This window comes from Brevundimonas sp. NPDC055311, from assembly GCF_053645695.1.
Map to the genome: position 1 here is coordinate 250,366 of NZ_JBSHMV010000001.1, position 25,580 is coordinate 275,945.

At 67.4% G+C, this 25,580-nt stretch carries 26 protein-coding genes and 1 tRNA gene; 16 read left to right on the top strand and 11 right to left on the bottom strand.

Annotated features, from left to right (window positions below):
- Positions 1 to 55 precede the first annotated feature (55 nt).
- Positions 56 to 997 carry a LysR substrate-binding domain-containing protein gene (locus tag ACWIDZ_RS01175; protein WP_453988548.1) on the bottom strand — a complete coding sequence of 314 codons (942 nt, stop codon included), beginning with the start codon at positions 995 to 997 and terminating at the stop codon, positions 56 to 58.
- Positions 998 to 1,123: 126 nt separating this feature from the next.
- Here ACWIDZ_RS01175 and ACWIDZ_RS01180 point away from each other — a divergent pair, with 126 nt between their 5' ends.
- The 4 genes from ACWIDZ_RS01180 to ACWIDZ_RS01195 all read left to right on the top strand — a co-directional run bounded on the left by ACWIDZ_RS01180 (position 1,124) and on the right by ACWIDZ_RS01195 (position 4,504).
- Positions 1,124 to 1,993 (top strand): pirin family protein, encoded by an 870-nt coding sequence (locus ACWIDZ_RS01180; RefSeq protein ID WP_346486683.1) that lies wholly within the window; start codon positions 1,124 to 1,126, stop codon positions 1,991 to 1,993.
- 104 nt (positions 1,994 to 2,097) lie between these two features.
- Entirely contained in the window at positions 2,098 to 2,787 is a 690-nt protein-coding gene (locus ACWIDZ_RS01185) for an isochorismatase family protein (protein WP_453988547.1), read from the top strand.
- A gap of 99 nt (positions 2,788 to 2,886) precedes the next feature.
- Positions 2,887 to 3,528: a hydrolase gene (locus ACWIDZ_RS01190; RefSeq protein WP_312218081.1), complete on the top strand. Its 642-nt coding sequence runs from the start codon at positions 2,887 to 2,889 to the stop codon at positions 3,526 to 3,528.
- Positions 3,529 to 3,607: 79 nt separating this feature from the next.
- Positions 3,608 to 4,504, top strand: coding sequence for a pirin family protein (locus ACWIDZ_RS01195; RefSeq protein ID WP_291774714.1), 897 nt, complete (start codon positions 3,608 to 3,610; stop codon positions 4,502 to 4,504).
- 58 nt (positions 4,505 to 4,562) lie between these two features.
- Here the strand turns inward: ACWIDZ_RS01195 and ACWIDZ_RS01200 are convergent, their stop codons facing one another.
- Both ACWIDZ_RS01200 and ACWIDZ_RS01205 read right to left on the bottom strand, forming a co-directional pair.
- Entirely contained in the window at positions 4,563 to 5,873 is a 1,311-nt protein-coding gene (locus tag ACWIDZ_RS01200) for a dicarboxylate/amino acid:cation symporter (protein WP_453988545.1), read from the bottom strand.
- A 33-nt stretch (positions 5,874 to 5,906) separates the two neighbouring features.
- The gene (locus ACWIDZ_RS01205) at positions 5,907 to 7,013 is read right to left on the bottom strand and encodes an amino acid ABC transporter substrate-binding protein (protein WP_453988544.1); all 1,107 of its coding nucleotides are present in this window, start codon (positions 7,011 to 7,013) and stop codon (positions 5,907 to 5,909) included.
- 78 nt (positions 7,014 to 7,091) lie between these two features.
- On the opposite strand from ACWIDZ_RS01205, the gene metC reads away from it, so the two are divergent.
- Complete coding sequence (gene metC / locus ACWIDZ_RS01210; protein ID WP_453988725.1) at positions 7,092 to 8,285, top strand: cystathionine beta-lyase; 1,194 nt, start codon at positions 7,092 to 7,094, stop codon at positions 8,283 to 8,285.
- Here metC and ACWIDZ_RS01215 read toward each other — a convergent pair.
- From ACWIDZ_RS01215 to ACWIDZ_RS01225, 3 genes are all read right to left on the bottom strand, one after another.
- Positions 8,244 to 8,320 (bottom strand) — tRNA-Arg (locus ACWIDZ_RS01215). The two genes, metC and ACWIDZ_RS01215, sit on opposite strands and share 42 nt — an antisense overlap.
- Before the next feature lie 19 nt (positions 8,321 to 8,339).
- The gene (locus tag ACWIDZ_RS01220) at positions 8,340 to 8,645 is read right to left on the bottom strand and encodes an ETC complex I subunit (RefSeq protein WP_291774706.1); all 306 of its coding nucleotides are present in this window, start codon (positions 8,643 to 8,645) and stop codon (positions 8,340 to 8,342) included.
- Positions 8,646 to 8,738: 93 nt separating this feature from the next.
- Positions 8,739 to 9,041, bottom strand: coding sequence for a sel1 repeat family protein (locus tag ACWIDZ_RS01225; RefSeq protein ID WP_312218086.1), 303 nt, complete (start codon positions 9,039 to 9,041; stop codon positions 8,739 to 8,741).
- A 202-nt stretch (positions 9,042 to 9,243) separates the two neighbouring features.
- Between ACWIDZ_RS01225 and ACWIDZ_RS01230 the strand changes: the two genes are divergently transcribed.
- Together ACWIDZ_RS01230 and ACWIDZ_RS01235 are read left to right on the top strand one after the other, a co-directional pair.
- Positions 9,244 to 9,801, top strand: a complete 558-nt coding sequence (locus ACWIDZ_RS01230) for an RcnB family protein (RefSeq protein ID WP_312218087.1) — start codon at positions 9,244 to 9,246, stop codon at positions 9,799 to 9,801.
- A gap of 154 nt (positions 9,802 to 9,955) precedes the next feature.
- Positions 9,956 to 10,939 (top strand): RcnB family protein, encoded by a 984-nt coding sequence (locus tag ACWIDZ_RS01235; RefSeq protein ID WP_453988543.1) that lies wholly within the window; start codon positions 9,956 to 9,958, stop codon positions 10,937 to 10,939.
- A 170-nt stretch (positions 10,940 to 11,109) separates the two neighbouring features.
- Here ACWIDZ_RS01235 and gatB read toward each other — a convergent pair whose 3' ends face one another.
- Genes gatB through gatC form a run of 3 tightly spaced genes read right to left on the bottom strand, consistent with a single transcriptional unit; the run spans position 11,110 to position 14,375 of the window.
- On the bottom strand, positions 11,110 to 12,603 hold the full coding sequence (gene gatB / locus ACWIDZ_RS01240) for an Asp-tRNA(Asn)/Glu-tRNA(Gln) amidotransferase subunit GatB (protein ID WP_453988542.1): 1,494 nt from the start codon (positions 12,601 to 12,603) through the stop codon (positions 11,110 to 11,112).
- 2 nt (positions 12,604 to 12,605) lie between these two features.
- Positions 12,606 to 14,084, bottom strand: a complete 1,479-nt coding sequence (gene gatA, locus ACWIDZ_RS01245) for an Asp-tRNA(Asn)/Glu-tRNA(Gln) amidotransferase subunit GatA (protein WP_453988541.1) — start codon at positions 14,082 to 14,084, stop codon at positions 12,606 to 12,608.
- A 3-nt stretch (positions 14,085 to 14,087) separates the two neighbouring features.
- The gene (gene gatC, locus ACWIDZ_RS01250; RefSeq protein WP_453988540.1) at positions 14,088 to 14,375 is read right to left on the bottom strand and encodes an Asp-tRNA(Asn)/Glu-tRNA(Gln) amidotransferase subunit GatC; all 288 of its coding nucleotides are present in this window, start codon (positions 14,373 to 14,375) and stop codon (positions 14,088 to 14,090) included.
- A gap of 171 nt (positions 14,376 to 14,546) precedes the next feature.
- Between gatC and ACWIDZ_RS01255 the strand changes: the two genes are divergently transcribed.
- The 7 genes from ACWIDZ_RS01255 to dprA all read left to right on the top strand — a co-directional run bounded on the left by ACWIDZ_RS01255 (position 14,547) and on the right by dprA (position 20,467).
- Positions 14,547 to 14,846, top strand: coding sequence for a helix-turn-helix domain-containing protein (locus ACWIDZ_RS01255; protein WP_291774686.1), 300 nt, complete (start codon positions 14,547 to 14,549; stop codon positions 14,844 to 14,846).
- 193 nt (positions 14,847 to 15,039) lie between these two features.
- Positions 15,040 to 15,504, top strand: a complete 465-nt coding sequence (gene ruvX, locus ACWIDZ_RS01260) for a Holliday junction resolvase RuvX (RefSeq protein WP_346486674.1) — start codon at positions 15,040 to 15,042, stop codon at positions 15,502 to 15,504.
- A gap of 257 nt (positions 15,505 to 15,761) precedes the next feature.
- Positions 15,762 to 16,427: an AEC family transporter gene (locus ACWIDZ_RS01265; RefSeq protein WP_453988539.1), complete on the top strand. Its 666-nt coding sequence runs from the start codon at positions 15,762 to 15,764 to the stop codon at positions 16,425 to 16,427.
- Between the two features lie 23 nt (positions 16,428 to 16,450).
- Positions 16,451 to 17,434: an aspartate carbamoyltransferase catalytic subunit gene (locus tag ACWIDZ_RS01270; protein ID WP_338578533.1), complete on the top strand. Its 984-nt coding sequence runs from the start codon at positions 16,451 to 16,453 to the stop codon at positions 17,432 to 17,434.
- The gene (gene pyrC / locus ACWIDZ_RS01275; protein WP_453988538.1) at positions 17,431 to 18,729 is read left to right on the top strand and encodes a dihydroorotase; all 1,299 of its coding nucleotides are present in this window, start codon (positions 17,431 to 17,433) and stop codon (positions 18,727 to 18,729) included. The genes ACWIDZ_RS01270 and pyrC overlap by 4 nt, the downstream gene beginning before the upstream one ends.
- Before the next feature lie 14 nt (positions 18,730 to 18,743).
- Positions 18,744 to 19,382, top strand: coding sequence for a glycerol-3-phosphate 1-O-acyltransferase PlsY (gene plsY, locus ACWIDZ_RS01280; RefSeq protein ID WP_452111765.1), 639 nt, complete (start codon positions 18,744 to 18,746; stop codon positions 19,380 to 19,382).
- The gene (dprA, locus tag ACWIDZ_RS01285) at positions 19,379 to 20,467 is read left to right on the top strand and encodes a DNA-processing protein DprA (protein WP_453988537.1); all 1,089 of its coding nucleotides are present in this window, start codon (positions 19,379 to 19,381) and stop codon (positions 20,465 to 20,467) included. The genes plsY and dprA overlap by 4 nt, the downstream gene beginning before the upstream one ends.
- On the opposite strand, the gene ACWIDZ_RS01290 is transcribed toward dprA, so the two are convergent.
- The gene (locus tag ACWIDZ_RS01290) at positions 20,464 to 20,649 is read right to left on the bottom strand and encodes a hypothetical protein (protein WP_291774666.1); all 186 of its coding nucleotides are present in this window, start codon (positions 20,647 to 20,649) and stop codon (positions 20,464 to 20,466) included. The two genes, dprA and ACWIDZ_RS01290, sit on opposite strands and share 4 nt — an antisense overlap.
- 152 nt (positions 20,650 to 20,801) lie before the next feature.
- On the opposite strand from ACWIDZ_RS01290, the gene topA reads away from it, so the two are divergent.
- Entirely contained in the window at positions 20,802 to 23,429 is a 2,628-nt protein-coding gene (gene topA, locus ACWIDZ_RS01295) for a type I DNA topoisomerase (protein ID WP_453988536.1), read from the top strand.
- Positions 23,430 to 23,469: 40 nt separating this feature from the next.
- Here the strand turns inward: topA and ACWIDZ_RS01300 are convergent, their stop codons facing one another.
- Complete coding sequence (locus tag ACWIDZ_RS01300; RefSeq protein ID WP_291774660.1) at positions 23,470 to 23,838, bottom strand: hypothetical protein; 369 nt, start codon at positions 23,836 to 23,838, stop codon at positions 23,470 to 23,472.
- A gap of 223 nt (positions 23,839 to 24,061) precedes the next feature.
- On the opposite strand from ACWIDZ_RS01300, the gene ACWIDZ_RS01305 reads away from it, so the two are divergent.
- Positions 24,062 to 25,522, top strand: coding sequence for a DEAD/DEAH box helicase (locus ACWIDZ_RS01305; RefSeq protein WP_453988535.1), 1,461 nt, complete (start codon positions 24,062 to 24,064; stop codon positions 25,520 to 25,522).
- The last annotated feature ends 58 nt before the right edge of the window (positions 25,523 to 25,580 follow it).

Consider the following 25,580-nt stretch of genomic DNA (forward strand, 5'->3'; position numbering starts at 1 on the left):
CCGGTCTAGCGTCTAGGCAACGCCAGGGCTGGACTTCGGCTCCCTGAAGACGTCGTCAGCCGTCGGTCTGAGCCGCGCGCCTCGCCGCTTCGCCATGCGCTTGCTGTTCCGCACAGCCCTCGGCCAGGAAATCGAGCAGCATCCGCACCGACGGCAGGGGGCCTCGTCGTGAGGGGAAGACGGCGTGGACGATCCACTTCTTCGGCCGCCAATCCGGCAGCAGGTCGACCAGACGCCCGTCAGCCAGATCGCGCACCACCGCCACGGTCGGCAACAGGGCGACGCCCAGCCCCTGCACCGCAGCCTCATGCAGCATGTGCAGATCGTCGGTCACCAGACGCGGAGAATGGCGAACCGAGGCGGTCATGCCGTCCTTATGGTGCAGGGACCAGACGTGGTCGCGGTGCGCCGGACCGAAATCCAGGCTGGGCCAGCCCGCCAGGTCGGCCGGGCCGGAAGGCGGCGCAAACCGCGTGATCAGATCGGGCGCAGCCACAAGGCGGTGCACGCTCTCGTCCAGCTTGCGCATAACCAGGTCCGTCATCTCCAGCGGCGGCTCGCGCACGCGGATGGCCAGGTCGAAACCCTCGCCGATGACGTCCACCCGGCGGCTGGTGCTGTGCAGATGCACCTCGACCTCGGGATAGACGGCCATGAAGCGCGCGATCAGCCCGCCCATCTGATAGGTCAGCAGCCCCGGCACGCAGGCGACGCGAATGACGCCGCGCGGCTGGGCCGCGACATTGTCGATCACGGCCTGGGCCGCCTCGGCCTCGACCAGCATGGCCAGACAGTGGCGGTAATATTCCTGACCGACCTCCGTAACCGAGAATTTGCGGGACGATCGCTGGATCAGGCGCGTGCCCAGTTGGTCCTCCAGAAAGGCGATACGTCGACTGAGCTTGGACTTTTGCATGCCCAGCGCTCGCGCGGCGGGCGCGAAGCCGCCGTGATCCACCACCTGGACGAAGTAATAGAGGTCGTTGAGGTCTCTCATCGTCCTACTGATAGGACGCAGCGAGGCGATTTCGCAATCTGCACAGGCCGGCGTTCCAGGGCCATAAAGTCTTCAACGCGATCGGCCCTGCTTCCAGCGGCCGATCCAACGAATGGAGACTAGACCATGAAGAAGGTTCTGGGCCGTTACGGCAACGACCGCGGCCACTGGGTCGGCGACGGCTTCCCCGTCCGTTCGCTGTTTTCCTACAACGCCGTGGGCAAGCAGGTCAGCCCCTTCCTGCTGCTCGACTACGCCGGTCCGTACAACTTCGAGCCGACGACCGAGCGGCGCGGCGTGGGCCAGCATCCGCACCGCGGCTTCGAGACCGTGACCATCGTCTATGACGGCGAGGTCGAGCATCGCGACTCGACCGGCCAGGGCGGCGTCATCGGCCCCGGCGACGTCCAGTGGATGACGGCGGGCGGCGGCATCCTGCACGAGGAGTTCCACTCCCCGGCCTTCTCACGCACCGGCGGCCCGTTCCGCATGGTTCAGCTGTGGGTCAACCTGCCCGCCAAGGATAAGATGACCCGTCCCGGCTACCAGTCGATCCTGAACGCCGACATTCCGACCGTTTCCCTGCCGGATGACGCAGGCACGGCCCGGATCATCGCCGGCGCGATGGACGGCTCGAAAGGCCCGGCCAGCACCTTCACGCCCATCAATGTGTGGGACGTGCGGTTGAACCGGGACGCCGAGACGACGCTGGACCTGCCCGAAGGCCATACGGCCATGGTGGTGGTTCTGTCAGGCCATGTCACCGTCAACGGCGACCAGCCGGCCGGCGCCGCCGAAGCCCTGCTGCTGGACCGTCAGGGCGACAGCGTGACCCTGAACGCCGATGCGGACACGACCCTGCTGATCCTGACCGGAGAGCCCATCGACGAGCCCATCGTCGGCTACGGCCCGTTCGTGATGAACAGCGAGGACGAGATTCGCACCGCCATCACGGACTTCAACAGCGGCCGCTTCGGCGACATTCCGGCCGCCTGATCCCTCTCACAGAAACGTAAGGCCCGGTCTTCGGACCGGGCCGCAACCCCCGCCCCGAACGGACATTTGTCCGAGCGCGGCCCCCTGCCTGAAAGGAAAGACTCATGTCCGCTTTCGCCCTGCCCGCCAATTTCAACGGTCAACGCCCGGTCATCGACCCGAACGACGCCGTCATGCTGCTGATCGACCATCAGAGCGGCCTGTTCCAGACCGTGGCCGACATGCCGATGACCACCCTGCGCCGTCACGCCGCCGCCCTGGCCTCGATGGCCACCCTGGCCAAGCTGCCGGTCATCACCACCGCTTCGGTGCCGCAGGGCCCGAACGGTCCGCTGATCCCGGAAATCCACGCCAACGCCCCCCACGCCCAGTATGTGGCGCGCAAGGGCGAGATCAACGCCTGGGACAACCCCGACTTCGTCGCCGCCGTGAAGGCCACGGGCCGCAAGACCCTGATCATCGCCGGCACCATCACCAGCGTCTGCATGGCCTTCCCCGCCATCAGCGCCGCCTATGAAGGCTACAAGGTCTTCGTGGTGCTCGACGCCTCGGGCACCTATTCCAAGATGGCCCAGGAAATCACCCTGGCCCGCGTGGTCCAGGCCGGCGTCGTGCCGATGGACATGGCGGCCGTCGCCTCGGAACTGCAGAAGACCTGGCGCCGTGAAGACGCCGCCCAATGGGCCGAGGTCTATACCCAGATCTTCCCACCCTATCAGCTGCTGATCGAAAGCTACGGCAAGGCTCAGCAGGTCGCCACCGATCACGAGATGCTCGACTCGCAACGCGACTGACCCATGCGCGTCGGCTTCGCCTCGCCCCCTCCGACGGGGCGGAGCCGACGTCATGCGCGCGCCTCGCCCCAGGCGCATCCCCCGGAAAGGAACCACCCAATGGCCAGCGAACCGATCCGCGATCCGAAGTCGGATCACCTTCTGACCCCCGAAAACTCGGCCTTCGTCATCATCGACTATCAGCCGGTCCAGGTGAACTCCATCGCCTCGATGGACCGCCAACTGCTGGTGAACAACATCGTCGGCACAGCCAAGGCCGCCGTCGCCTACGGCCTGCCGATCGTCCACTCGACCGTCAACGTCGAGACAGGGTTGAACAAGCCGCCGATCGGTCAACTGCGTAAGGTCCTGAAAGACTACCCGACCTATGACCGCACCACGATCAACTCCTGGGAAGACGTGGAATTCCGCAAGGCGGTCGAGGCGACCGGCCGCAAGAAGCTGATCATGACGGCCCTGTGGACCGAGGCCTGCCTGACCTTCCCCGCTTTGGACGCCCTGCGTGAGGGATATGAGGTCTATGTCGTGGCCGACGCCGTCGGCGGCACCTCGGTCGCCGCCCACGAAATGGGTCTGCGCCGCATCGAACAGGCCGGCGGAAAGATGATTTCCGTGCCTCAGCTCTTCTGCGAGCTGCAGCGTGACTGGAAACGATCGGAAACTGTCCCCGCCTTCATGAACCTGTTCATCGAAACCGGCGGCACGGCCGGAATCCAATTCTCCTACGACAAGGAGGACTGACCTTTGGGGCGATCCGGGCCATAGTGCGCGGATCGCCCCCGTGCGTCGTTGCAGCGTTTCTTACTCCAGGAAAATCAATATGATCGAACTCGTCATCGACCAGCGCCGCAAGGATCTCGGCGGCTTTGAGGTCGGCCGCGTCCTGCCTTTCGCCAAGCGCCGCATGGTCGGCCCCTTCGCCTTCTTCGACCACATGGGGCCCGTGGACATGCCGGCGGGCCTGCCCAAGACAGTCGACGTGCGTCCCCACCCGCACATCGGCATCTCGACCCTGACCTATCTGTTCGAGGGCGAGATCACGCACCGCGACAGCCTGGGCGTGCAGCAGGACATCCGGCCGGCCGAGGTCAACTGGATGACCGCGGGCAGCGGCGTGACCCACTCGGAGCGTTTCGAACGCGCTCGCCGCGAAGGCGCGCGTCTGGAAGGCATCCAGGCGTGGGTCGCCCTGCCCAATGGTCAGGAAGAGATCGACCCGTCCTTCCAGCATGTCGTCCCCGGCGATCTGCCGACCTGGGTCGAGGGCGGGGTGAAGGGACGCCTGGTCGCGGGCGAAACCATGGGCATGAAGGCCGGTGTCAGCACCTTCTCGCCCCTGCACTACCTGCACCTGGAGCTTGAGCCCGGCGCCCGCTTCCAGACTCCGACCGATCATTCGGAAAGCGCCGTCTATGTCGTCCAGGGCCTGGTCGAGATCGACGACGGCAAGCCCCTAGGTCACGGCCAGATGGCGGTCCTCTCCTCGGGCGCGCCGTCCGTGATCCACGCCCTGCAGCCGACCACCGTCATGGTGCTGGGCGGCGAGCCGGTGGGCGAGCGCTTCATCGAGTGGAACTTCGTCTCGTCCTCCAGGGAGCGCATCGAGCAGGCCAAGGCCGACTGGCGCGCGGGCCGCATCAAGCTGCCCGACATGGATGATCAAGAATTCATCCCCCTGCCTCCCGATCCGACGCCGCCCGCGCCGCCCATGTCCTGACCGGGGACCGGGCGCCAGGGACAAGGCCGACGCAGGCGATCCTGCGTCGGCCTTTTTCCTAGGCGGCGGCCGGCGCTGCAGGCGGCTCGTCGGCATCCTCTTCCCCGCGCGACACCACCGCCGCGACGACCAGGTCGCCGGTGACGTTCAGCGACGTCCGGCACATGTCCAGGAAGCGATCCACGCCCAGGATCAGGCCGATCCCCTCCGGCGGCACCCCCACCATGGCCAGGATCATGGCGATGACCGGCAGGGAGCCTGCGGGCACGCCCGCCGTGCCCACTCCGCCCAGAATGCACACCAGCATGACGATCACCTGCTGGCCCAGGGTCAGGTCGACGCCGAAGAACTGGGCCAGGAACAGCACCGTCACCCCCTCGAACAGGGCCGTGCCGTTCTGGTTGGCGGTGGCGCCGACGGTCAGGACGAAACGAGCGATCTTGCGCGGCAGACCCAGTTCCTGTTCGGCCACGCGCAGCGACACCGGCAGGCTGGCGTTCGAGGAGGCGGTGGAGAAGGACACCACCATGGCCTCGCGGATGTCGCGGAAGAACTTCAGCGGCGACATGCCGCCGAACAGCCAGATCACCAGCGGATAGACCACGAACATATGGATCGCCATGGCGCCCACGGCCACGGCCACGAAGGCGCCCAGACGGATCAGCAGCTCCCAGCCGAACAGGGCCGCCAGGTTGAACATCAGGCAGGCGATGGCGATGGGCGCGATGCGGATGACGAGGTTGATGAGCTTCATCATCACCTCGAACAGACCCTCGATGGTCTGTTGCAGTCGGTCAGTGGCCGGGCTCTTGGTCATGACCAGGCCGACGCCGAAGAACAGGGCGAAGACCATTACCGGCAGGATCTGGTTCTCGGCCGCCGCCGTGAAGACGTTCGACGGAATCAGGTCCAAGAAGAAGTCGCCCGCCTGCACCGAGGTCGGCGCGCTGCCGACGATGGATGCGGCGCCCGCACGCCCCTGATCCAGCAGCTGTTGCGCCAGGGCCGGATCAACGCCGTCGCCCGGACGGAAGACATTGACCATCACCATGCCGATCAGCACGGCCACGGCCGAAATGAAGACGGTGAAGCCCAGGCTCTTGGACCCCGCACGACCGAGGGCCTTCAGGTCGCCCATCTCGGCCACCCCGATGACGAGGGCCGAGAACAGCAGGGGCAGGACCAGCATGAACAGCAGGCGCAGAAAGATCTGTCCCGCCGGACCCGTGATGTTGGAGGTTAGCCACTGCACCCAACCGACGTCGCCCCCGACGGTCAGATTGACGATGAGGCCGCCTGTGAGACCGACCAGAAATCCGATCAGCATCAACACATGAAGCGGCAGTCCGCGCTTGGCCGTGGTCTCCATCCGGTCCCTTCCCTATTCCCTCATCCCCTTGGACTAACGGACAGGAAGGCCATAGATCAACCCGCCAGGTCGTGATGACCATTGAGCATTCAGCCCGCGCTCCAGATCAAGCGACGACTGAGAGCCCAGATTCCGACTGAATATCTCACCGTAGTTTCCACCTGCGGAAACCGCGTCTTTCGCCCATGTTCTCGATAGATCAAGGCTGGGTCCGAAGTCACCTTCGTCGCCCAGAAGGCGACGCACTCTGGGGTCAGCGGAAGTCTTGCCCAGGTCTGCGACATTTGCGCGCGTCACGCCCAATTCCTCAGCCAGAATCAGAGCGTTGAGCGTCCAGCGGATCACCGCTGTCCAGCGATCGTCGCCGCTGCGCACCACAGGGCCCAGAGGCTCCTTGGAGATGACGTCGGGCAGGATGACGTGCTGCTGCGGGTTCGGCAGGGTCGTGCGGGCCGCCGCCAGGGCCGAGATGTCGGCGGTGAAGGCGTCGCATTCCTCTCGCGCATAGGCCTGCCGCGCCTCGCCCTCGGTCGCCACCACGACGGGTCGATATTCGATGCCCCGGCGACGGAAATAGTCCTCGACGTTCAGTTCGGTGGTCGAGCCCGACTGCACGCAGATGCGCGCGCCGTTCAATTCGGCCGCGCTGCTCAGATTGAGCGAGCGCCGCACCATGAAGCCCTGGCCGTCATAATAGTTGATCCCGGCGAAGCTGAGTTGCGCCCCCGTATCCCGGCTCATGGTCCAGGAGGTGTTGCGCCACAGCACGTCCACCCGCCCGTCCCGCAGGGCGTCGAAGCGCTGCTCGGTCGTCAGCGGCACGAAGCGCACGGCGTCCGCATCGCCGAAGATAGCCGCCGCCGTCGCTCGGCAGAAGTCGACGTCGAAACCCCGCCAGGCGCCTCTGTTGTCCGTATAGGCGAAGCCGACCAGTCCCTCGTGCACGCCGCAGTTCAAACGCCCGCGCTGACGCACGGCCGCGAGAGTGGGGCTGGGCTCCGCCTCGCCGGCGGCGACCGGCGCCTGGCGGGACGGTTCGCGCGGCTCGGGCGCCTGTGGTTCAGCCGTCCTCTGACAGGCTCCTGTCGCCAGGAGCGCCGCCACGCCCGCCGCCGCCGCTCCGCCTCGCCATTTCCGCATCCGTTCCGCCGCTCCGTCTTGCACCCCTGAACAGTTTAGAGCCCTCTAGGCGCCGAACCGCAACCCGCCGGAGCCGCCATGCCGCCCATTTCCGACCGAACTCGGCTGATCGCCAGCGCCACCCGGCGCGGCCAGGGCCGCCGCCCGGTCAATCCACCGCTCGAACGCGCCTCGACCATGCTGAGCGACGACCCGGCCCGGATGCAGGATGGTTCGGACGGCCCCGTCTATGGTCTCGACGGCACGAGCGCCGCGCGCGAACTGCGCATCCTGCTGGCCCAGATGGAGGGCGGCGCCGACGCCTTCCTGGTCCCTTCGGGCCTGGCCGCCGTGACCGTGCCCCTGGTCGCCCTGCTCCGGCCTGGCGACGAGGTGCTGACCACCGACGCCGTCTACGGCCCGACGCGCCGGTTCCTGACGCGCCATCTCGCCGCGCGCGGCATCAGCGCGCGCTTCCATCCCGCCGACGCCTCGATCGAGACCGTCCTGGCGGCCCTGACGCCCCGTACGCGGCTTGTGTTGATCGAGGCGCCCGCCTCCCTGACCTTCGAGATGACGGACATTCCCGCGCTGGCCGCCGCCTGTCGCGAGCGCGGCGTCCTGACCGTCATGGACAACACCTGGGCGGCCGGGCTGGCCTTCCGCCCTCTGGCGCACGGCGTCGACGTCAGCGTCCAGGCCCTGACCAAATACGTCGGCGGCCATTCCGACCTGCTGATGGGCGGCGTCGCCGCACGCGCGCCCGAGATCGTTCGCGCCATCGCCCACGCCATCGAAGACATGGGCTGGCACGTGTCGCCGGATGACGCCTGGCTGGCGCTGCGGGGCGTCCGCACCCTGCCCTTGCGCTATGAAGCCCAGGCCCGCTCGGCTCTGGAGATCGCCCGATGGCTGAAGGCGCGGCCAGAGGTCGCCGACGTCCTTTATCCGCCCCTGGCCGGCTCGATCGGCCATGACCTGTGGCGGCGCGATTTCGACGGCGCCGCCTCCTTGATGGGCATGATCATGAAGGGCGGCGACACGGCGGCGGCCCACGCCTTCATGCGCGCGCTCAGCCTGTTCGGCATGGGCTATTCCTGGGGTGGCTTCGAAAGCCTGATCACCTTTGAGACCCCGCAACTGGTCTATCGCGAACACGCGCCCGACCTGCCCGGCCAGTTGCTGCGCCTGCATATCGGGTTGGAAGACCCCGCCGACCTGGTCGCCGATCTCGAGAAGGGTCTGGAGGCGTGGCGCGCCCTGCAGGACTCGAACCTGCAACCGTCCGCTTAGAAGGCGGGTGCTCTATCCGGTTGAGCTAAGGGCGCCGGGGGGCCGCAGTCGGACTCAGTGGGTCCAGGACTGCTTGCGGTTGGTGGCGAAATTGTCGGCGTAGGCCTTGATGATGACCGGCGCCTCGTTCGGCTCATGCAGGCGGAAGGGGATGCCGTGGCGTTCGGCGTACTCGATCGCCTCTTCCCTGGTGTCGAAGGACAGGCGGACCTGGCCGTTCATGTCGGTCGAGCTGGTCCAGCCCATCAGCGGATCGATCGTGCGGGCCGAAGCCGGCTCGAACTCCAGACGCCAGTCGCGCGTCTTGGCCTTGCCGGACTGCATCGCGGTCTTGGCCGGGCGGTAGATGCGAGCGAGCATGGACGGAATCCTTCGGACAGGGAACTCGCCGGGTGCATACCCCGCCGCCGCCGCCCGGTCCAGACGCCGAAAGGCTTCTCAGGCCGCCAAAGGTCAGGCCGCCAGAGACGATGAGCCCGCGTCGATCCAGCGCCGCGCGGCGCGCTGGGCTTCCGCGATCTCGTCGTGCTCCATCTCCTGACTGAGGTCGCGGCGGTATCCCCTCGCCTCGAGCGACCCCTTCATGGCCGCCAGGTTGAAGATCATGTGAGCCGACACCCGGTCGATGGGGCATCCGTCCAGGCCGGCCGAATAGGCCAGGCCCAACCGGAACAGGGCATCGCCGTCCATGTCCGGCGTCGGCAACGGCAAGGCCGTGCGGTCCGTCGGTTCGTGCGCCGTTTCGTGGGCGTTCATCGCTTGGTCCCTCCTGAGCAGCACCTTCTGCGCCGCCCTCGGAAACGCATTCAAATACCGGCGGTTTGAAATTAGCGTTAACGCGCCTTCCTCCCGCGCGCGGCGCGATGCGCAAGCTGAAAGCGCGGTTCAGGCGCCATTCATTCGCGGACGCCGAAGTTGGGCTTCAGACAGGGTTTCGCCGCTTCGAATGGAGTTGAATATGAACCGCCTCACCAAGGCCGCCGTCATCGCCCTGGCGCTGGCGACCACGGCCGCTCCCATGATGGCGCAGGCCCAGGATCGACACGATCGCCGTGAGTGGCGTCAGGATCGCCGTGACGATCGCCGCGAATGGCGCCAGGACCGTCGGGATGACCGGCGTGAATTGCGTCAGGACCGACGCGAATGGCGTCAGGACCGCCGCCACGACCGTCGCGACTGGCGCCAGGACCAACGCCGCCATGACCGCTGGAGTCGCGACAATCGCGACTGGTGGCGCGGGCGGCCGGAATTCCGCGACTATCGCGGCGCCCGGAACGGCTACTGGTACGCCCCCGGCCATGGCTATTATCGGGTCGAGCCGCGCTACTACGGCTATCGCTGGCGCACGGGCGGCTACCTGCCGTCGGCCTATCGCAACTACTACGTCAGCGACCCCTACTTCTATGGCCTGCGCCCGGCGCCGCGCGGTTATCGCTATGTCCACGCCGGCAACGACATCCTGATGATCGCGGTCGCGACCGGCCTGATCGCCAGTGTGATGAACAACGTCTATTAAGGCAGCGACTGCTATCTTTTTCGCCCCGCAAGATCCTATCTTGCGGGGCTTTTTTTCATGACAATGCTCTGTGATCGACGTTCAGCCGCAGTTCATGGGCTCTCGTGCATTTTCCTCCCAAGCCGCCCAATCTGGGCGTGCGAGGACTTTGACCATGAAACGTTCCCTTCTCATGTTCGCGGCGGTCTCCGCCTTCCTCGTGCCCGCCGCAGCACCTCTGTCCGTCCTGGCCCAGGACCGGCCCGAGCACCGTGCTCAAACGCGCGGAGACAGCCCGCGCCGCGCCGAACGTCGCGCCGCGCCGCAACGTGAACGCGGCGACATGGCCGTGCGCCCGCGCGAACGCCAGGAAGCGCCCCGCCAGAATTCGCCTCGCCCGCAATCACGCCCCGATCAAACGCGGCCTCAAGCACGGCCGGACGGACAACGGCCTCAACGCCCGACGGGTCAGCGTCCCGACTCATCAAGGCCGGATCGTCCGTCTCGTCCGGAAGCGCAACGTCCCAACCGCCCCGACTGGAATCGACCCAACCAGCCGGATCGGCCGGGACGACCCGACCGCCCGAACCGGCCCAACCGTCCCGACCAGTCGAGACCGGATCGTCCTGATCGTCCCGGCGCCAACCGACCGGACCGCCCCGACTGGAACCGTCCGAACCGACCAGACGCCAATCGACCGAACCGGCCGGATTGGAACCGCCCCGGCCGTCCCGACGCCAATCGGCCGAATCGGCCGAACCGCCCCGGCTGGAACGGAAATCGGGATCGCGACTATCGCGAATTCCACAACCGCTGGAACCGCGACCAGTGGCGCCGGGACTGGGATCGCCGCCATCGCAGCGACTGGTGGCGCCATGACCAACGCTTCCGGGGCTGGAGCGGCGTGCGCATCGGCTTCTATTTCGCCCCCGGCTACGGCTACTACAGCGTGCCGCGCAGCTATTGGAACCGGCAGTATTACGTCGGCCAGTACCTGCCGGACGTCTTCTGGCGCTATCAGGTGAACGACTGGCGCACCTACGGCCTGGGCTATCCGCCTCCGGGCACGCGATGGGTCTATGTCGACAATGCGATCTATCTGATCGACGACTACGACGGCTACATCATCGAAGTCGTCCGCGACGCCTGGCGCTGGTGACGCAACAAGAAAGCCCCGGAGAGCGATCTCCGGGGCTTTTTTTAACGGACTGCGATCAGAAAGACTTCGCCTACCCGACCCGACGCAGTCCCCTGTCGCTCAAGCAGCGAGCGACCGCGTCGCGAGCGTTAGCGACCAGCCGGGGGTTTGGGGGCCGCAGCCCCCAAGCATTAAAGCCCCAGCTTTGATTTAAGGATGTCGTTCACCGCAGCCGGGTTGGCCTTGCCGCCTGTGGCCTTCATGACCTGGCCGACGAACCAGCCAATGGCCTGGGGCTTCTCGGCGACGGCGGCGGCCTTGTCGGGATTGGCGGCGATGATCTCGTCCACCGCCTTCTCGATGGCGCCGGTGTCCGTGACCTGCTTCAGGCCGTGCTTCTCGACCACCTCGGCGGGCGAGCCTTCGCCGTTCCAGACGTAGTCGAAGACTTCCTTGGCGATCTTGGACGAGATGACGTTCGTCTCGATCAGTTCGACCAGCTGGGCCACATGGGCGGCGGGCAGCGGGTTGTCGCTGAAGTCCTTGCTGTCCGCAGCCAGCCGGGCGGAGACCTCGTTCGTCACCCAGTTGGACACCAGCTTGGCGTCGCGACCTTTCGCGGCGGCCTCGAAATAGTCGGCCTTGGCCTGTTCCGAGATCAGCACGCCCGCGTCGTATTGCGACAGGCCGTACTCGCTCATGAAGCGGCGACGCTTGTCGTCCGGCAGTTCCGGCAGGCCGGCCTTGATCTCGTCGATCCAGGCCTGTTCCAGCACCAGCGGCAGCAGGTCGGGGTCGGGGAAGTAGCGATAGTCCTGCGCCTCTTCCTTGGAGCGCATGGAACGGGTCTCGCCCTTCACCGCGTCGAACAGACGGGTCTCCTGCGTGATCGAACCGCCGTCCTCGAGGATCTCGATCTGGCGGCGCGCCTCATACTGAATCGCCTGAGAAATGAAGCGGAAGCTGTTGACGTTCTTGATCTCGCAGCGCGTCCCCAGGAAGCTGAAGTCGCCCGTTTCCTTGAACTTGTCGTAGTTCCCGGCGCGGCAGACCGACACGTTCACGTCGGCGCGCAGGTTGCCCTTCTCCATGTCGCCGTCGCAGGTGCCGAGGTAGATCAGGATGGTCCGGATCTTCTTGACGTAGGCGACCGCCTCTTCCGGCGTGCGGATGTCGGGACGCGAGACGATCTCCATCAGCGCCGTGCCCGCCCGGTTCAGATCGACGTAGCTCTCGGTCGGCGACAGGTCGTGGATCAGCTTGCCCGCGTCCTGTTCCAGGTGCAGGCGCTCGATGCCGACGTTGAAGAAGCTGCCGTCCTCGGCCTCCACCTCGACCACGCCCTCGCCCACGATGGGGTGATACAGCTGGCTGATCTGATAGCCGGTCGGCAGGTCGGGATAGAAGTAGTTCTTGCGGTCGAACTGGCTCTTCAGATTGATCTGGGCGCGCAGGCCCAGGCCCGACTTCACCGCCTGCTCGACGCAGTATTTGTTCAGGGTCGGCAGCATACCGGGGAAGCCTGCGTCGACCAGCGACACCTGCTCGTTCGGCCCGGCGCCGAAGCCGACCGCCGCGCCCGAGAACAGCTTGGCGTTCGAGGCGACCTGGGCGTGGATCTCCAGACCCATGACGATTTCCCAAGCGCCGGTGCGGCCCTGGATCAGTTTGGAGTTCTCAGTCATGCTCACCACCAACGGTCCGGCTTGGCGACGAAGCCCGCCGCGTCTTCGAGGGCGCCCGCGACCTGGAAGACGGTCGCTTCATCCAGGGCCTTGCCGATGACCTGCAGGCCCAGCGGCAGGCCTTCGGCGCTGAGGCCGGCGGGGACCGAGATGCCCGGCAGACCGGCCAGGTTGGTCGTCACCGTGAAGACGTCGTTCAGATACATGGTCAGGGGGTCGATCTGCTTGTCGCCGATGGCGAAGGCGGCCGACGGGGTGGACGGCGTCAGGATGGCGTCCACCTGACCCCAGACATTGTCGAAGTCCTGGGCGATGCGGCGACGCACCTTCAGCGCCTTGACGTAGTAGGCGTCGTAGAAGCCCGCTGACAGCACATAGGCGCCGATGGTCAGGCGACGCTGAACCTCCTTGCCGAAGCCCTCGGCGCGCGAGGTCGCATAGAGGTCGTCCAGCGAGGTGAACTGCTCGGCGCGGTGGCCGAAGCGCATGCCGTCATAGCGCGCCAGGTTCGACGACGCCTCGGCCGGGGCCACGATGTAGTAGGTCGGCAGGGCGTATTTGGTGTGCGGCAGGCTGATCTCGACGATCTCGCAACCGGCGGCCTTCAGCCACGCGACGCCCTGCTCCCACAGCTTCTGGATCTCGGCGGGCATGCCGTCAAGGACGTATTCCTTGGGCACGCCGATGCGCAGACCCTTGACCGACTGGCCGACCGACTGGGTCCAGTCGGGGGTCGGGATATCGAGGCTGGTCGAATCCTTGGCGTCGAACGAGCACATGGAGTTCAGCAACAGGGCCGAATCCTTGACCGTCTTGGCGATCGGCCCGGCCTGGTCCAGCGAGCTGGCGAAGGCGACCATGCCGTAGCGGCTGGCGCGACCATAGGTCGGCTTGATGCCCACGGTGCCGGTGAAGGCGGCGGGCTGGCGGATCGAGCCGCCGGTGTCGGACGCGGTGGCGGCCAGGCACAGGTCCGCCGCCACGGCCGAGGCCGAACCGCCGGAAGAGCCGCCCGGCGTCAAGTCGGCGTTCGAACCCTTGGACTTCCACGGGTTCTTCACCGGACCGAAGGCCGAGGTCTCGTTGGACGAGCCCATGGCGAACTCGTCCATGTTCAGCTTGCCCAGCATGACCGCCCCGTCGCGCCACAGATTGGCGGTGACGGTCGATTCATGCGGCGGGACGAAGCCGCGCAGCATGTTGGAGCCGGCTGTCGTCTGCACGCCCTCGGTGCAGAACAGATCCTTGACGCCCAGCGGCGCGCCTTCCAGCGCCCCGCCCTCGCCCTTGGCCAGACGGGCGTCGGACGCGCGCGCCTGCTCCAGCGCCTTGTCCGCCGTCACCTCGACATAGGCGTTCAGCGTCGGGTTGGAGGCCTCGATGCTGGTCAGGAAGGCCTTGGTCAGTTCTTCGGACGAGAAGGTCTTGGCCTTCAGGCCGTCGACGGCGTCGGCCAGCGTCAGCTTGGTCAGATCGGTCATGACTTACTCCACGACCTTGGGCACGACGAAGAAGCCGTCGGCGGACTTGGGCGCGTTGGACAGGACGTCGGCGACCTTGTCGCCGTCCGTGACCACGTCATCGCGCAGGCGCAGCGGCTGGGACACGTTGGAGGTCATCGGTTCAACGCCCTGCACGTCCACCTCGTCCAGCTGTTCGATCCACTTCAGGATGCCGTTCAGCTCCTGGGCCAGCGGCTCCAGGCGGTCATCGGGGGTCTTGATGCGGGCGAGATGCGCAACCTTGCGCACCGTCGCGGCGTCGATGGCCATGCGGCCCTCCAAAGCATGAGAGTCTAAGGGGTCGGGATTAGCCTCTCGACGCCGCTTCGACAAGGATTTGGGTGCAGGCGCGAAATGAGCCTGGCCGTTGCGGCCAAACGCCCCCTATCGAAGGCCGTGGCGGTGCCTAAGTATGGAGCGCAGATCACAGGAGATGCGACCATGAAGATCACCGGCCCTCAAGTCCGCGCCGCCCGCGCCCTGGTGCAATGGCCGCGCGATCATGTGGCCCGCCTGTCCGGCCTGACGGTCGATGTCCTCGCAGACTTCGAGCGCGAGAACGTCGATCCCGGCGACGAGGCCCGCAGCCGCCTTCAAGCCGCGCTGGAGGAAGGCGGCGCCGTCTTCTTGCACGAGACCGACGGCGGTCTGGGCGTGCGGCTGAAGTTCACGCGCAAGGAAGTGCGCTCGATCCGCAGCATGGAGAACGAAGGCGGGCCGGTCGGGGACGACGACGTGTGAGTCACTCCCCCGCTCCCGCTCATCCCGGCGGACGCCGGGATCCAGTGCTTTGGCTACAAACGAATAGCGCATTGAGCGATAGCCGCAGACCCGCCGCGCGCGAGGCTCTTACTGGATCCCGGCGTCCGCCGGGATGAGCGGTGGAAAGGTCCCGCACTTTGACACGCACGCCCACAGGGCCTAACGCCCGCCCGTGCCTGTATTCGATCTCTCCGAACTGTCCGCCGCCTGCCCGCCCAACACCCCGTGGCTGGGTCTGGATCTGGGCGAGAACACCATCGGCGTCGCCGCCTCCGACGCCGGGCGCATCATCGCCAGCCCGCTGGAGCTGATCCGCAAGACCAAATTCACCCAGGACGCCGAACGCCTGTTCAAGATCATGGACGGCCGCAACGTCTCGGCCCTGATCATCGGCCTGCCGCTGAACATGGACGGGACCGAGGGGCCGCGCGCCCAGTCGTGCCGCGCCTTCGCCCGCAATCTGGAGCGGTTCCGGCCCGTCAACGTCGCCTTTCAGGACGAGCGGCTGTCGACCACCGCCGTCGAGCGGTTCCTGATCGACGAGCTGGACCTGACCCGCAAGCGCCGCGCCGATGTGGTGGACCGCACCGCCGCCGCCTGGATCCTGCAAGGCGCGCTGGATCGGCTGCGCGACTGAGATGACAGCCCTCCTCTCGGGCGTCCTGCCGGTCTTCCTGCTTCTGGCGCTCGGCTATGGGCTGAAGAAATCGGACTATCTGCCTGACGCCGCCTGGCGGCCGATCGAGAAGCTGGCCATCAATATCCTTTATCCCGGCTTCCTGATCCCGGCGATCTGGAACGCCGACCTGTCGGGATCGGCCGCGGGCGCGGCGGGCGCCGCCGCCGTCACCGTCGATCATCATCTCGACCCTGACCCTCCTGTCCAAGCCTCTGTTGCCCCTCAGCGGCCCGGCCTACACCAGCGTCTTCCAGGGCATGATCCGCTGGAACAGCTTCGTCTTCCTGCCGGTCGTGCAGGCGGTGTTCGGAGCGGAGGGCGTGGGCCTGGCCGCCGTGGTGATCGCCGCCATGATCCCGGTCAGCAACATCCTCAGCGTCATCGTCCTGGCCAAGTGGGGCGCGGACCAGCGCGGCGCCTCGCCCAAGGCCCTGTTCCGGGCGATGATGTCCAATCCCATCCTGCTGGCCTGTCTGGCGGGTCTGGCGTTGAACTTTTCGGGCGCGCCCAGGCCGCCGGGCGTGGCCGAGACGCTGCAACTGCTGGGATCGGCCGCACTGCCGCTGGGTCTGATCGTGGCGGGCGCAGGTCTCAGCTTCCGCGAACTGGCGCGCACCCGCGTCACGGTGAGCGTCGTGGTCGCGGTCAAGATGATCGTGACGCCGCTGGCCATGTGGCAGCTGGCGCGCCTGTACGGCGGCGATGAACTGGCGCAGGGAATCGCCCTGCTGTGCGGGGCCGCGCCCGGCGCCGCTTCGGCCTATGTGCTGGCGCGTCAGATGGGCGGCGACGCGCCGCTGATGGCCGGGATCATCGCGGCGACGACGGTATTCTCGGTCGTCGGCATCCCTGCGGCGCTGCTGCTATTCCATCTGGCCTGAGTCCCGCCTATTACGGCGTCTCAATGACCCACGCTGCGCCTGTCACCGATCTCATCAAGGAACGGCTGACGCCGTTTCCTCGCGACCACTTCCTCGCCGCCGGAGACCTCCATCCGCCGGCCGCCTTGGCCTTGCTGGACCTGGCCGACGCCTTCGTCGACTTCAACCGGCAGTCAGCCAAGGGCGTGGACCTGATGCGCGGCCAGACGGTCGTGAACCTGTTCTTCGAGAACTCGACGCGGACCAGCTCCTCCTTCGAGATCGCGGCCAAGCGTCTGGGCGCCGACGTGGTGACCATGCCGGTCGCCTCTTCCTCGGTGAAGAAGGGCGAGACGCTGATCGACACCGCCGTGACGCTGAACGCCATGAAGCCGGAGATTCTGGTGGTGCGCCACGCTTCTTCCGGCGCGGTGGACCTGCTGTCGCAGAAGGTGGGCTGCGCCGTCGTCAACGCCGGCGACGGGCGGCATGAACACCCGACGCAGGCTTTGCTGGACCTGCTGTCTCTGCGCCGCGCCTTCGGCGACGTGGGCGGACTGACCGTGGCCATCTGCGGCGACATCGCCCACAGCCGCGTGGCGCGCTCGAACGTCGCCCTGCTGCAGATGATGGGCGCACGGGTGCGGCTGATCGGACCGCCGACGCTGGTGCCCGGCGACGCCGACCGCTGGGGCTGCGAGGTCTTCCACGACATGAAGGAGGGTCTGGCCGGTTGCGACGTGGTGATGATGCTGCGCCTTCAGCTTGAGCGGATGGCGGGCGCCCTGATCCCCTCGACGCGCGAGTATTTCCGCTTCTGGGGTCTGGACCGCGAAAAGCTGGCCTGGGCCGCGCCCAACGCCAAAGTCATGCACCCCGGCCCGATGAACCGGGGCGTGGAGATCGATTCCGACGTGGCCGACGATCTGAGCGTCTCCCTGATCCAGGATCAGGTCGAGATGGGCGTCGCCGCCCGCATGGCCGTTCTGGCCGCCCTCGCCCACCGCCGCGCGGGAGGCGCCGCATGACCGCCTCTCAACAGCCCATCGCTATCATCAACGCCCGCCTGCTGGACCCGGCCAGCGACTATGACGGCCCCGGCGCGGTCCTGATCGAGGACGGCCGCATCGTCGAGGTCATCCACGGACAGGCGACGCAACGCCCGGAGGGCGTGCAGATCATCGACGCCGAGGGCCGCTGTTTGGCGCCCGGCCTGATCGACATTCGGGTCAAGACCGGCGAGCCGGGCAATGAACCCAAGGAAACGCTGAAGTCGGCCAGCCTGTCAGCAGCGGCGGGCGGCGTCACCACCATCGTCGTCCAGCCCGACACCGACCCGGCCATCGACGACCCGGCCCTCATCGACCACATCCAGCGGCGCGGCGCGGCGCTCGATCTGGTTCACGTCCGCGCGGCCGGCGCGGCGACCCAAGCCCGCGACGGCGAGCGCATGGCCGAGATCGGCCTGATGCACGAGGCAGGCGCCCTGTACTTCACCGACGGCGACCGGGTGATCCGCAACACCCGCACCCTGCAACGGGTGATGAGCTACGCCGCCTCGTTCAACGCCCTGATCGCCTGCCGTCCGACCGAGCCGTGGCTGTCGGAGGGCGCGGTCGCGACCTCAGGCGAACTGGCGACGCGACTGGGCCTGTCGGGCGCCCCCGCCATCGCCGAGCGCATCCAGCTGGAGCGCGATCTGGCCCTGGTCGAACAGACCGGGGCGCGCTTCCTGATCGACCAGATCTCGACCGAAGGGGCGCTGGAGACGCTGGCGCGCGCTCGTGCGCGGGGGCTGGAGGTCGCGGCCTCGGCCTCGATCAACCACCTGTGCTTCAACGAAATCGACATCGGCGACTACCGCACCTTCTACCGGCTGGACCCGCCCCTGCGCGCCGAGAGCGACCGGCAGGCCCTGGTCGAGGCGGTGCGCGACGGCCTGATCGACGTCATCACCTCGGCCCACTGTCCCGAACCGGCCGAGAACAAGCGCCGCCCCTTCGCCGAGGCCGAGCCGGGCGCCGTGGGTCTGGAGACCCTGCTGCCCGCCGCCCTGACGCTGCACCACGAATACGGCGTCGACCTGCTGGACGTGCTGCGGCCGATGACACAGGGCCCGGCCGCCCTGCTGGGGCTGGAGGCGGGCGAACTGTCGCAAGGCGCGCCCGCCGATCTGGTGCTGTTCGACGCCGGGGCGCCGGTGGTGATCGACGCCGCCGCGCTGCGCTCCAAGTCGAAGAATTCGCCCTTTGACGGGCGGCGACTGCAAGGGAAGGTCTTGCTCACCGTCGTTTCGGGCCGCATCGTCCACGACGCACGTTAAGGGGAGCGAATCACTTGCACGATCTGACGGGGCCGGCGCTCCTTACGCTCGGGCTTGTGGCTGTCGGCGGATACCTGCTGGGCTCCATTCCGTTCGGCGTGGTCCTGACCCGCGCGGCGGGTGCGGGCGACGTGCGCAACATCGGCTCGGGCAATATCGGCGCGACCAACGTCCTGCGCACCGGGCGCAAGGATCTGGCCATCGCCACCCTGATCCTAGACGCGGGCAAGGGCGCGGTCGCCCTGCTGATCGCGCGGCATCTGCTGGGAACCGACGTCGCGGGCGCCATCGCCGGCGGCGCGGCCTTCCTGGGCCACCTGTTCCCCGTCTGGCTGGGCTTCAAGGGCGGCAAGGGGGTGGCGACCTTCTTCGGCCTGATCTTGGCCGCGTGCTGGCCGCTGGGCCTGCTGGCGGCGGCGACCTGGCTGATCATGGCCTTCGCCCTGCGCTATTCCTCCCTGTCGGCCCTGGTGGCGGCGGCGCTGACGCCGTTCTACGCCCTGCTGCCCCTGCCTGCGCTGGGCCTGCCGGCGCCGCAGCCCATCTTCATCATGGCGGTCTTCACCGCCGTGCTGATCTTCATCCGCCACCATGAAAACATCGGCCGCCTGCTGAAAGGCGCCGAGCCCAAGATCGGGGCGAAGAAGGCGTGACGGCGCTGTCGGAGGCCGAGCGTTTCGCCCGCCTCCGGCTCGCCCGGACCGACCGCGTCGGCCCCGTGGCCTTTTCCCAGCTGTTGCAGCGGTTCGGTTCGGCCGAGCGCGCGCTGGACGCCCTGCCCGACCTGATCCGCAGCCGGGGGCGCAGCGGCTATTCCATCCCGACGCCCGAAACCGTCGAGGCCGAACTGGAGGCCGGCGCCCGCATCGGCGCGCGGCTGATCCTGTGGGGCGAGGCCGCCTATCCCGAAGCCCTGGCTGCAGTCGATCCGCCACCGCCCCTGCTTTGGACCTTGGGAGATCCGTCGCTGATGCAGCGGCCCTGCATGGCCATCGTCGGCGCGCGCATCGCCTCGGCGGGCGGCCAGAGAATCGCGCGCGGCCTGGCCCAGCAACTGGGCGAAAGCGGCCACATCGTCGTCTCCGGCCTGGCGCGCGGGGTCGATGCGGCGGCGCATCTGGGCGCGCTGGAAACCGGCACGGTCGCGGTGCTGGGCGGCGGGGTGGACGACATCTATCCGTCCGACAACGCCGACCTGTATCGCCAGATCGTCGAGCGCGGCTGCATCGTTTCGGAAAGCCCCGTCGGCGCGCGAGCGCAGGCGCGCGACTTCCCGCGCCGCAACCGCATCATCTCGGGCCTGTCGCGCGGCGTGGTGGTGGTCGAGGCCGAAATCCGTTCCGGCTCCCTGATCACCGCCCGGCTGGCGGGCGAGCAGGGCCGCGATGTCTTCGCCGTGCCCGGATCGCCGCTGGACCCTCGCTCCAAAGGCCCCAACGAACTGCTGCGGCAAGGCGCCATCCTGTGCGAAGGGATCGAGGACATCGAGCGGGCCTTCGCGTCCTTGCGGACCCTGCGCGAACCGCTCGCTGATTCGCCGTTCGGCGCGGGATCGCCGGATCAGGTCGACGATGCGGTGCTGGACCGCGTCGAGGCCCTGCTGTCGCCAACGCCCATCGGCCGCGACGAACTGGCGCGCGCCGCCAGGCTATCAATTGCAGAAACGGCCGCCGCCCTGCTGGAGCTTCACCTCGCAGGGCGGGCGACCCTGTTGCCCGGCGGTCTGGCCTCGACCTAGGCGGGGGCCGTCCGGCGGGCCAGATCCGCCGCGCTTTCAAGAAGTCCGGCCAATCGCTCGTCCCCGTCCCAGCGGGCCATTCCGGCCAGTTCCGTAGCCATGGCGGCCACGTATTCGCGAACCGGATAGTCCGTCAGATCAGGGCTCGCCGCCTTGCGGCGTCGCTGCGCTGTCTTGTTCATCGTCAACCCTCCCGAGAACGTCTGAGAGGAACACAACTTAAGGTATCTTGTAAACTCACGTTACCCGGAATGGTTGCCCATCTTCAACGCGCCGATTGACTTCCGCGCCCGCCGCAACCACGTTCGCGCCCCGTTTTCCCCGATAGAGCGCCATGAATCTCGTCATCGTCGAGAGCCCCGCCAAGGCCAAGACCATCAATAAGTACCTGGGCTCGGACTATAAGGTTCTGGCTTCCTACGGCCACGTCCGCGACTTGCCGTCCAAGGACGGTTCCGTCCTGCCTGACGATGACTTCGCGATGCACTGGGAGGTCGACGCCAAGGCCTCCAAGCGCCTGTCCGAGATCGCCGAGGCCGCCAAGGCCTCCGACCGCGTCATCCTGGCCACCGACCCCGACCGTGAGGGCGAGGCGATCAGCTGGCACGTTCTGGAAATCCTGAACAAGAAGAAGGCGCTGAAGGACAAAGACGTCCAGCGCGTCACCTTCAACGCCATCACCAAATCGGCGGTGCTGGAGGCCATGGCCAACCCGCGCCAGCTGGATATGGAGCTGGTGGACGCCTATCTGGCGCGCCGGGCGCTGGACTATCTGGTGGGCTTCAACCTGTCGCCGGTGCTGTGGCGCAAGCTGCCGGGCGCACGCTCGGCCGGGCGTGTCCAGTCGGTCGCCCTGCGCATTGTCGTCGATCGCGAGATGGAGATCGAGCGGTTCAAGGCTCAGGAATACTGGTCGATCGAGGCCGATCTGATCGCCGACAGCCCGCCCTTCACCGCCCGCCTGGTCAAGCACGAAGGCAAGCGCGTCCAGCGTCTGGACATCGTGTCCGAAGCCATGGCCATGGCGGCGCGCGAAGCCGTCCACAGCGGCGACTTCACCATCAAATCGGTCGAGAAGAAGCCGGCCAAGCGGTCCCCCGCCCCGCCCTTCACCACCTCGACCCTGCAACAGGAAGCCGCGCGCAAACTAGGTTTCACCGCCCAGCGCACCATGCAGGCGGCGCAGAAGCTGTATGAGGGCGTCGACGATACCGGCGGCCTGATCACCTACATGCGTACCGACGGCGTCTATGTGACGCCCGAGGGCATCGCTCAGGCGCGCGAGGCCATCGGCCAGCGTTTCGGCCCCGCCTATGTCCCGGCCGAGCCGCGCTACTACAAGACCAAGGCCAAGAACGCGCAGGAAGCGCACGAGGCCATTCGTCCGACCAACATCCTGCGCAGCCCCGACACCCTGCGGCTCGATAGCGATCTGCAGCGTCTGTACGAACTGATCTGGAAGCGGATGATCGCCTCGCAGATGGAATCGGCGCGTCTGGACCGCACCACGGTCGAGATCGAGACGCCCGACGGCCAGACGGGCCTTCGCGCCACCGGCCAGGTCGTGGTCTTCGACGGCTTCATCGCCGCCTATGAAGAAGGCCGCGACGACAAGCAAAAGGGCGCCGAGGACGAGGACGACGAGGGCGGCCGCCTGCCTTCGCTGAAGGAAGGCGCCAAGGCCAAGGTCGAGGCCATCCGCACCGATCAGCACTTCACCGAGCCGCCGCCGCGCTTCTCTGAAGCCACCCTGGTCAAGAAGCTGGAAGAACTGGGCATCGGCCGCCCGTCGACCTACGCCTCCATCCTGACGACCCTGCGCGACCGCGAATACGTCCGCATGGACAAGAACCGCTTCTTCCCCGAGGACAAGGGACGGCTGGTCACGGCCTTCCTCGAGCAGTTCTTCGCCAAATGGGTCGAGTACGACTTCACCGCCGCGCTGGAGACCCAGTTGGACGAGGTGTCGGCGGGCGATCTGGACTGGAAGACCCTGCTGCGCCGCTTCTGGCAGGACTTCCACGCCGCGACCCAGGCCGCAGGCGAACTGCGCACCACGGCCATCCTGGACCACCTGAACGAGGCGCTGGGCCCGCACATCTTCCCCGACAAGGGCGATGGCTCCGACCCGCGCGAATGCCCCCTGTGCCATCAGGGGCAGTTGAGCCTGAAGACCAGCCGCTTCGGCGCCTTCATCGGCTGCTCGCGCTATCCGGAGTGCAAATACACCCGCCCGGTGGCCTCGCCTGACGCGGCCGACGGCGGCGCGGAGAGCGGCGATCGCGAACTGGGCGTCGATCCGGCGACCGGCCAGCCCGTGCACCTGAAGATCGGCCGCTTCGGCCCCTATGTCGAAACCACGCCGCCGGATGCGGACAAGCCCAAGCGCTCGTCCCTGCCCAAGGGCTGGTCCCCGGCCTCGATCGACCTGGAGAAGGCGCTGCGCCTGCTCAGCCTGCCGCGCGACGTGGGTCCGCACCCCGAAGACGGCAAGATGATCACCGCCAGCCTGGGCCGCTACGGTCCGTTCGTGGCGCACGCGGGCACCTATGCCAACGTCGCGGACATCGAGGAGGTGTTCGACGTCGGCCTGAACCGCGCGGTCGCCCTGCTGGCCGAAAAGCGTGCGGGTCGTGCAGGCCGCGCCTCGGCCGCCGCGCCGCTGAAGGAGCTGGGCGCCCACCCGGAAACGGGCGAGGCCGTTCAGGTCATGGCCGGGCGCTACGGCCCCTACGTCAAGTCGGGCAAGATCAACGCCACCCTGCCGAAGGGCACGGCGCCCGAAGACATGACGATGGAGGCCGCCCTGCCCTTGCTGGCCGCCAAGGCCGGCGCCGCGCCGAAGAAGAAGGCGCCCGCCAAGAAGGCCGCTGCGAAAAAGCCCGCGGCGAAGAAGGAGCCTGCGGCCAAGAAACCAGCTGCAAAGAAGGCTCCCGCCAAGAAGGCTGCGGAAGCCGAATAAGACGAAGCGCCCTCGTTCTCACGAACGGGGGCGTTTTTTCTTACCGCCCTGCAATCAGCTCGTTGCGGACGCGGCGTCCCAGAGGGTCGCGTCCGGGCCAGCTCTCGCCCACCGAAGCGTCGACCAGGGGCGTGCAGAAGCGTGACAGAATCATGCGCGGACGAATCCCGTTCAGACACACCTTGTCGCCCTCGCGCGCCCAGCGGGCGGTCAGGCGGCGCCCATCTGAAAACAGGGCGCTATAGGCGCCGTCGCGGTCGAACCAGTGTTTCACCCAGTTCCCGTCGGCATAGTAGGAAACGACGGTATTGCCGAACGCCGCGCTCATGGCGTCCGCCTCGCGCCCGCCGGACGCCCAGGCGCTTGTCGGCGCAGCCAGCATCACCGCGATCCATACGGCTACGCGCATTCGGCGTCCCTCTCCCAGTCCCGACGCGGGACCATACAGGCCGAAACGCTGGCGCCAAGCGGGCTGTTCCGAACAGAAATACTTGACTGAGGCGTAGGGCCTTCCATATACGGCCGCAGGCTCGGAACAGGACTGGCGATGCGCGCCGCCCGCTCGCCCACGAGGGGCGGTTCCGTCAGCTGAAGGCGTTTGCGAACGCTATCCTCCGTCCCTTCAGGACTGCATGACTGAATTCTCCAAGCTGGGCCTTTCGCCCACGACCCTTCAGGCGGTCGCCGATACCGGCTACACGACCGCCACGCCGATCCAGGAACAAGCCATTCCGGTGGCCCTGGCCGGACGCGACGTCCTCGGCATCGCCCAGACCGGCACCGGCAAGACGGCCGCCTTCACCCTGCCCATGGTCGATCGCCTGGCCTCGGGCCGCGCCCGCGCCCGGATGCCGCGCGCCGTGGTGCTGGCGCCGACCCGCGAACTGGCCGACCAGGTGGCGGAAAGCTTCGCCAAGTACGCCAAGGGCACCCGCCTGAACTGGGTGCTGCTGATCGGCGGCGTCTCCATGGGCGATCAGGTCGCCGCCCTGAACAAGGGCGTGGACGTTCTGATCGCCACGCCGGGCCGTCTGCTGGACCTGTTCGATCGCGGCAAGATGCTGCTGACCGGCGTCGAGATGATGGTGGTCGACGAAGCCGACCGGATGCTGGACATGGGCTTCATCCCGGACATCGAGCGCATCTTCAAGCTGACGCCGCCGCGCCGCCAGACCCTGTTCTTCTCGGCCACCATGCCGCCGGAGATCACGCGCCTGACGCAGCAGTTCCTCAAGGATCCGACCCGGATCGAGGTGGCGCGCCCGGCCACGACCGCCGACACCATCACCCAGCATATCACCCGCCTGCCGACCTCGGACCCCAAGGCCAAGCGCACCGCCCTGCGCGCCCTGGTCGAGCGCGGCGAGGTCCAGAACGGCATCGTCTTCTGCAACCGCAAGTCGGAAGTCGACATCGTCGCCAAGTCGCTGCAGGTCCACGGCTTCAACGCCGCGCCGATCCACGGCGACCTGGACCAGTCGTTGCGGATGAAGACCCTGTCCGACTTCCGCAGCGGCGAGCTGAAGCTGCTGGTCGCGTCCGACGTCGCCGCGCGCGGCCTGGACATCCCGGCCGTCAGCCACGTCTTCAACTATGACGTTCCGCACCACGCCGACGACTATGTCCACCGCATCGGCCGCACCGGGCGCGCCGGACGCCTGGGCGAGGCCTTCATGATCGTGACGCCCGCTGACGACAAGTCGTTGGACAAGGTGCTGAAGCTGATCAAGAAGGAGCCGGTCGAACTGCCGCTGGACGACATCGACTTCGCCTCGATCAAGGACCGCCCGCGCGACGACAGCCGCTCCAGCCGCGGCCGTGGGCGCGGCGAGCGCAGCGAACGCAGCCGCTCGCGCAAATCGCTCGAGGCCGCGCCGGTCGAGACCGTCGAGGTCAGCGAGATCCCCGCTGCGCCCGAGACGTCGACGCCGCAAGCCGACGAAGCGCCGCGCCGTTCGCGCAGCCGCAAGAAATCCGAAGATCGCGCGCCCGCCGCCCAGACTGTCTCCAAACCCGCCGAGACTGTTCGCGGCAGCGCCTTTGGTGACGACGTGCCGGCCTTCCTGCGACGACCGGTCGTTTTTGCTGACTGACGGCCAGTTCCTAGTTTAACCCTGCGTTACGGAAGGCCGGGCTAACGTTCCGGCCTGA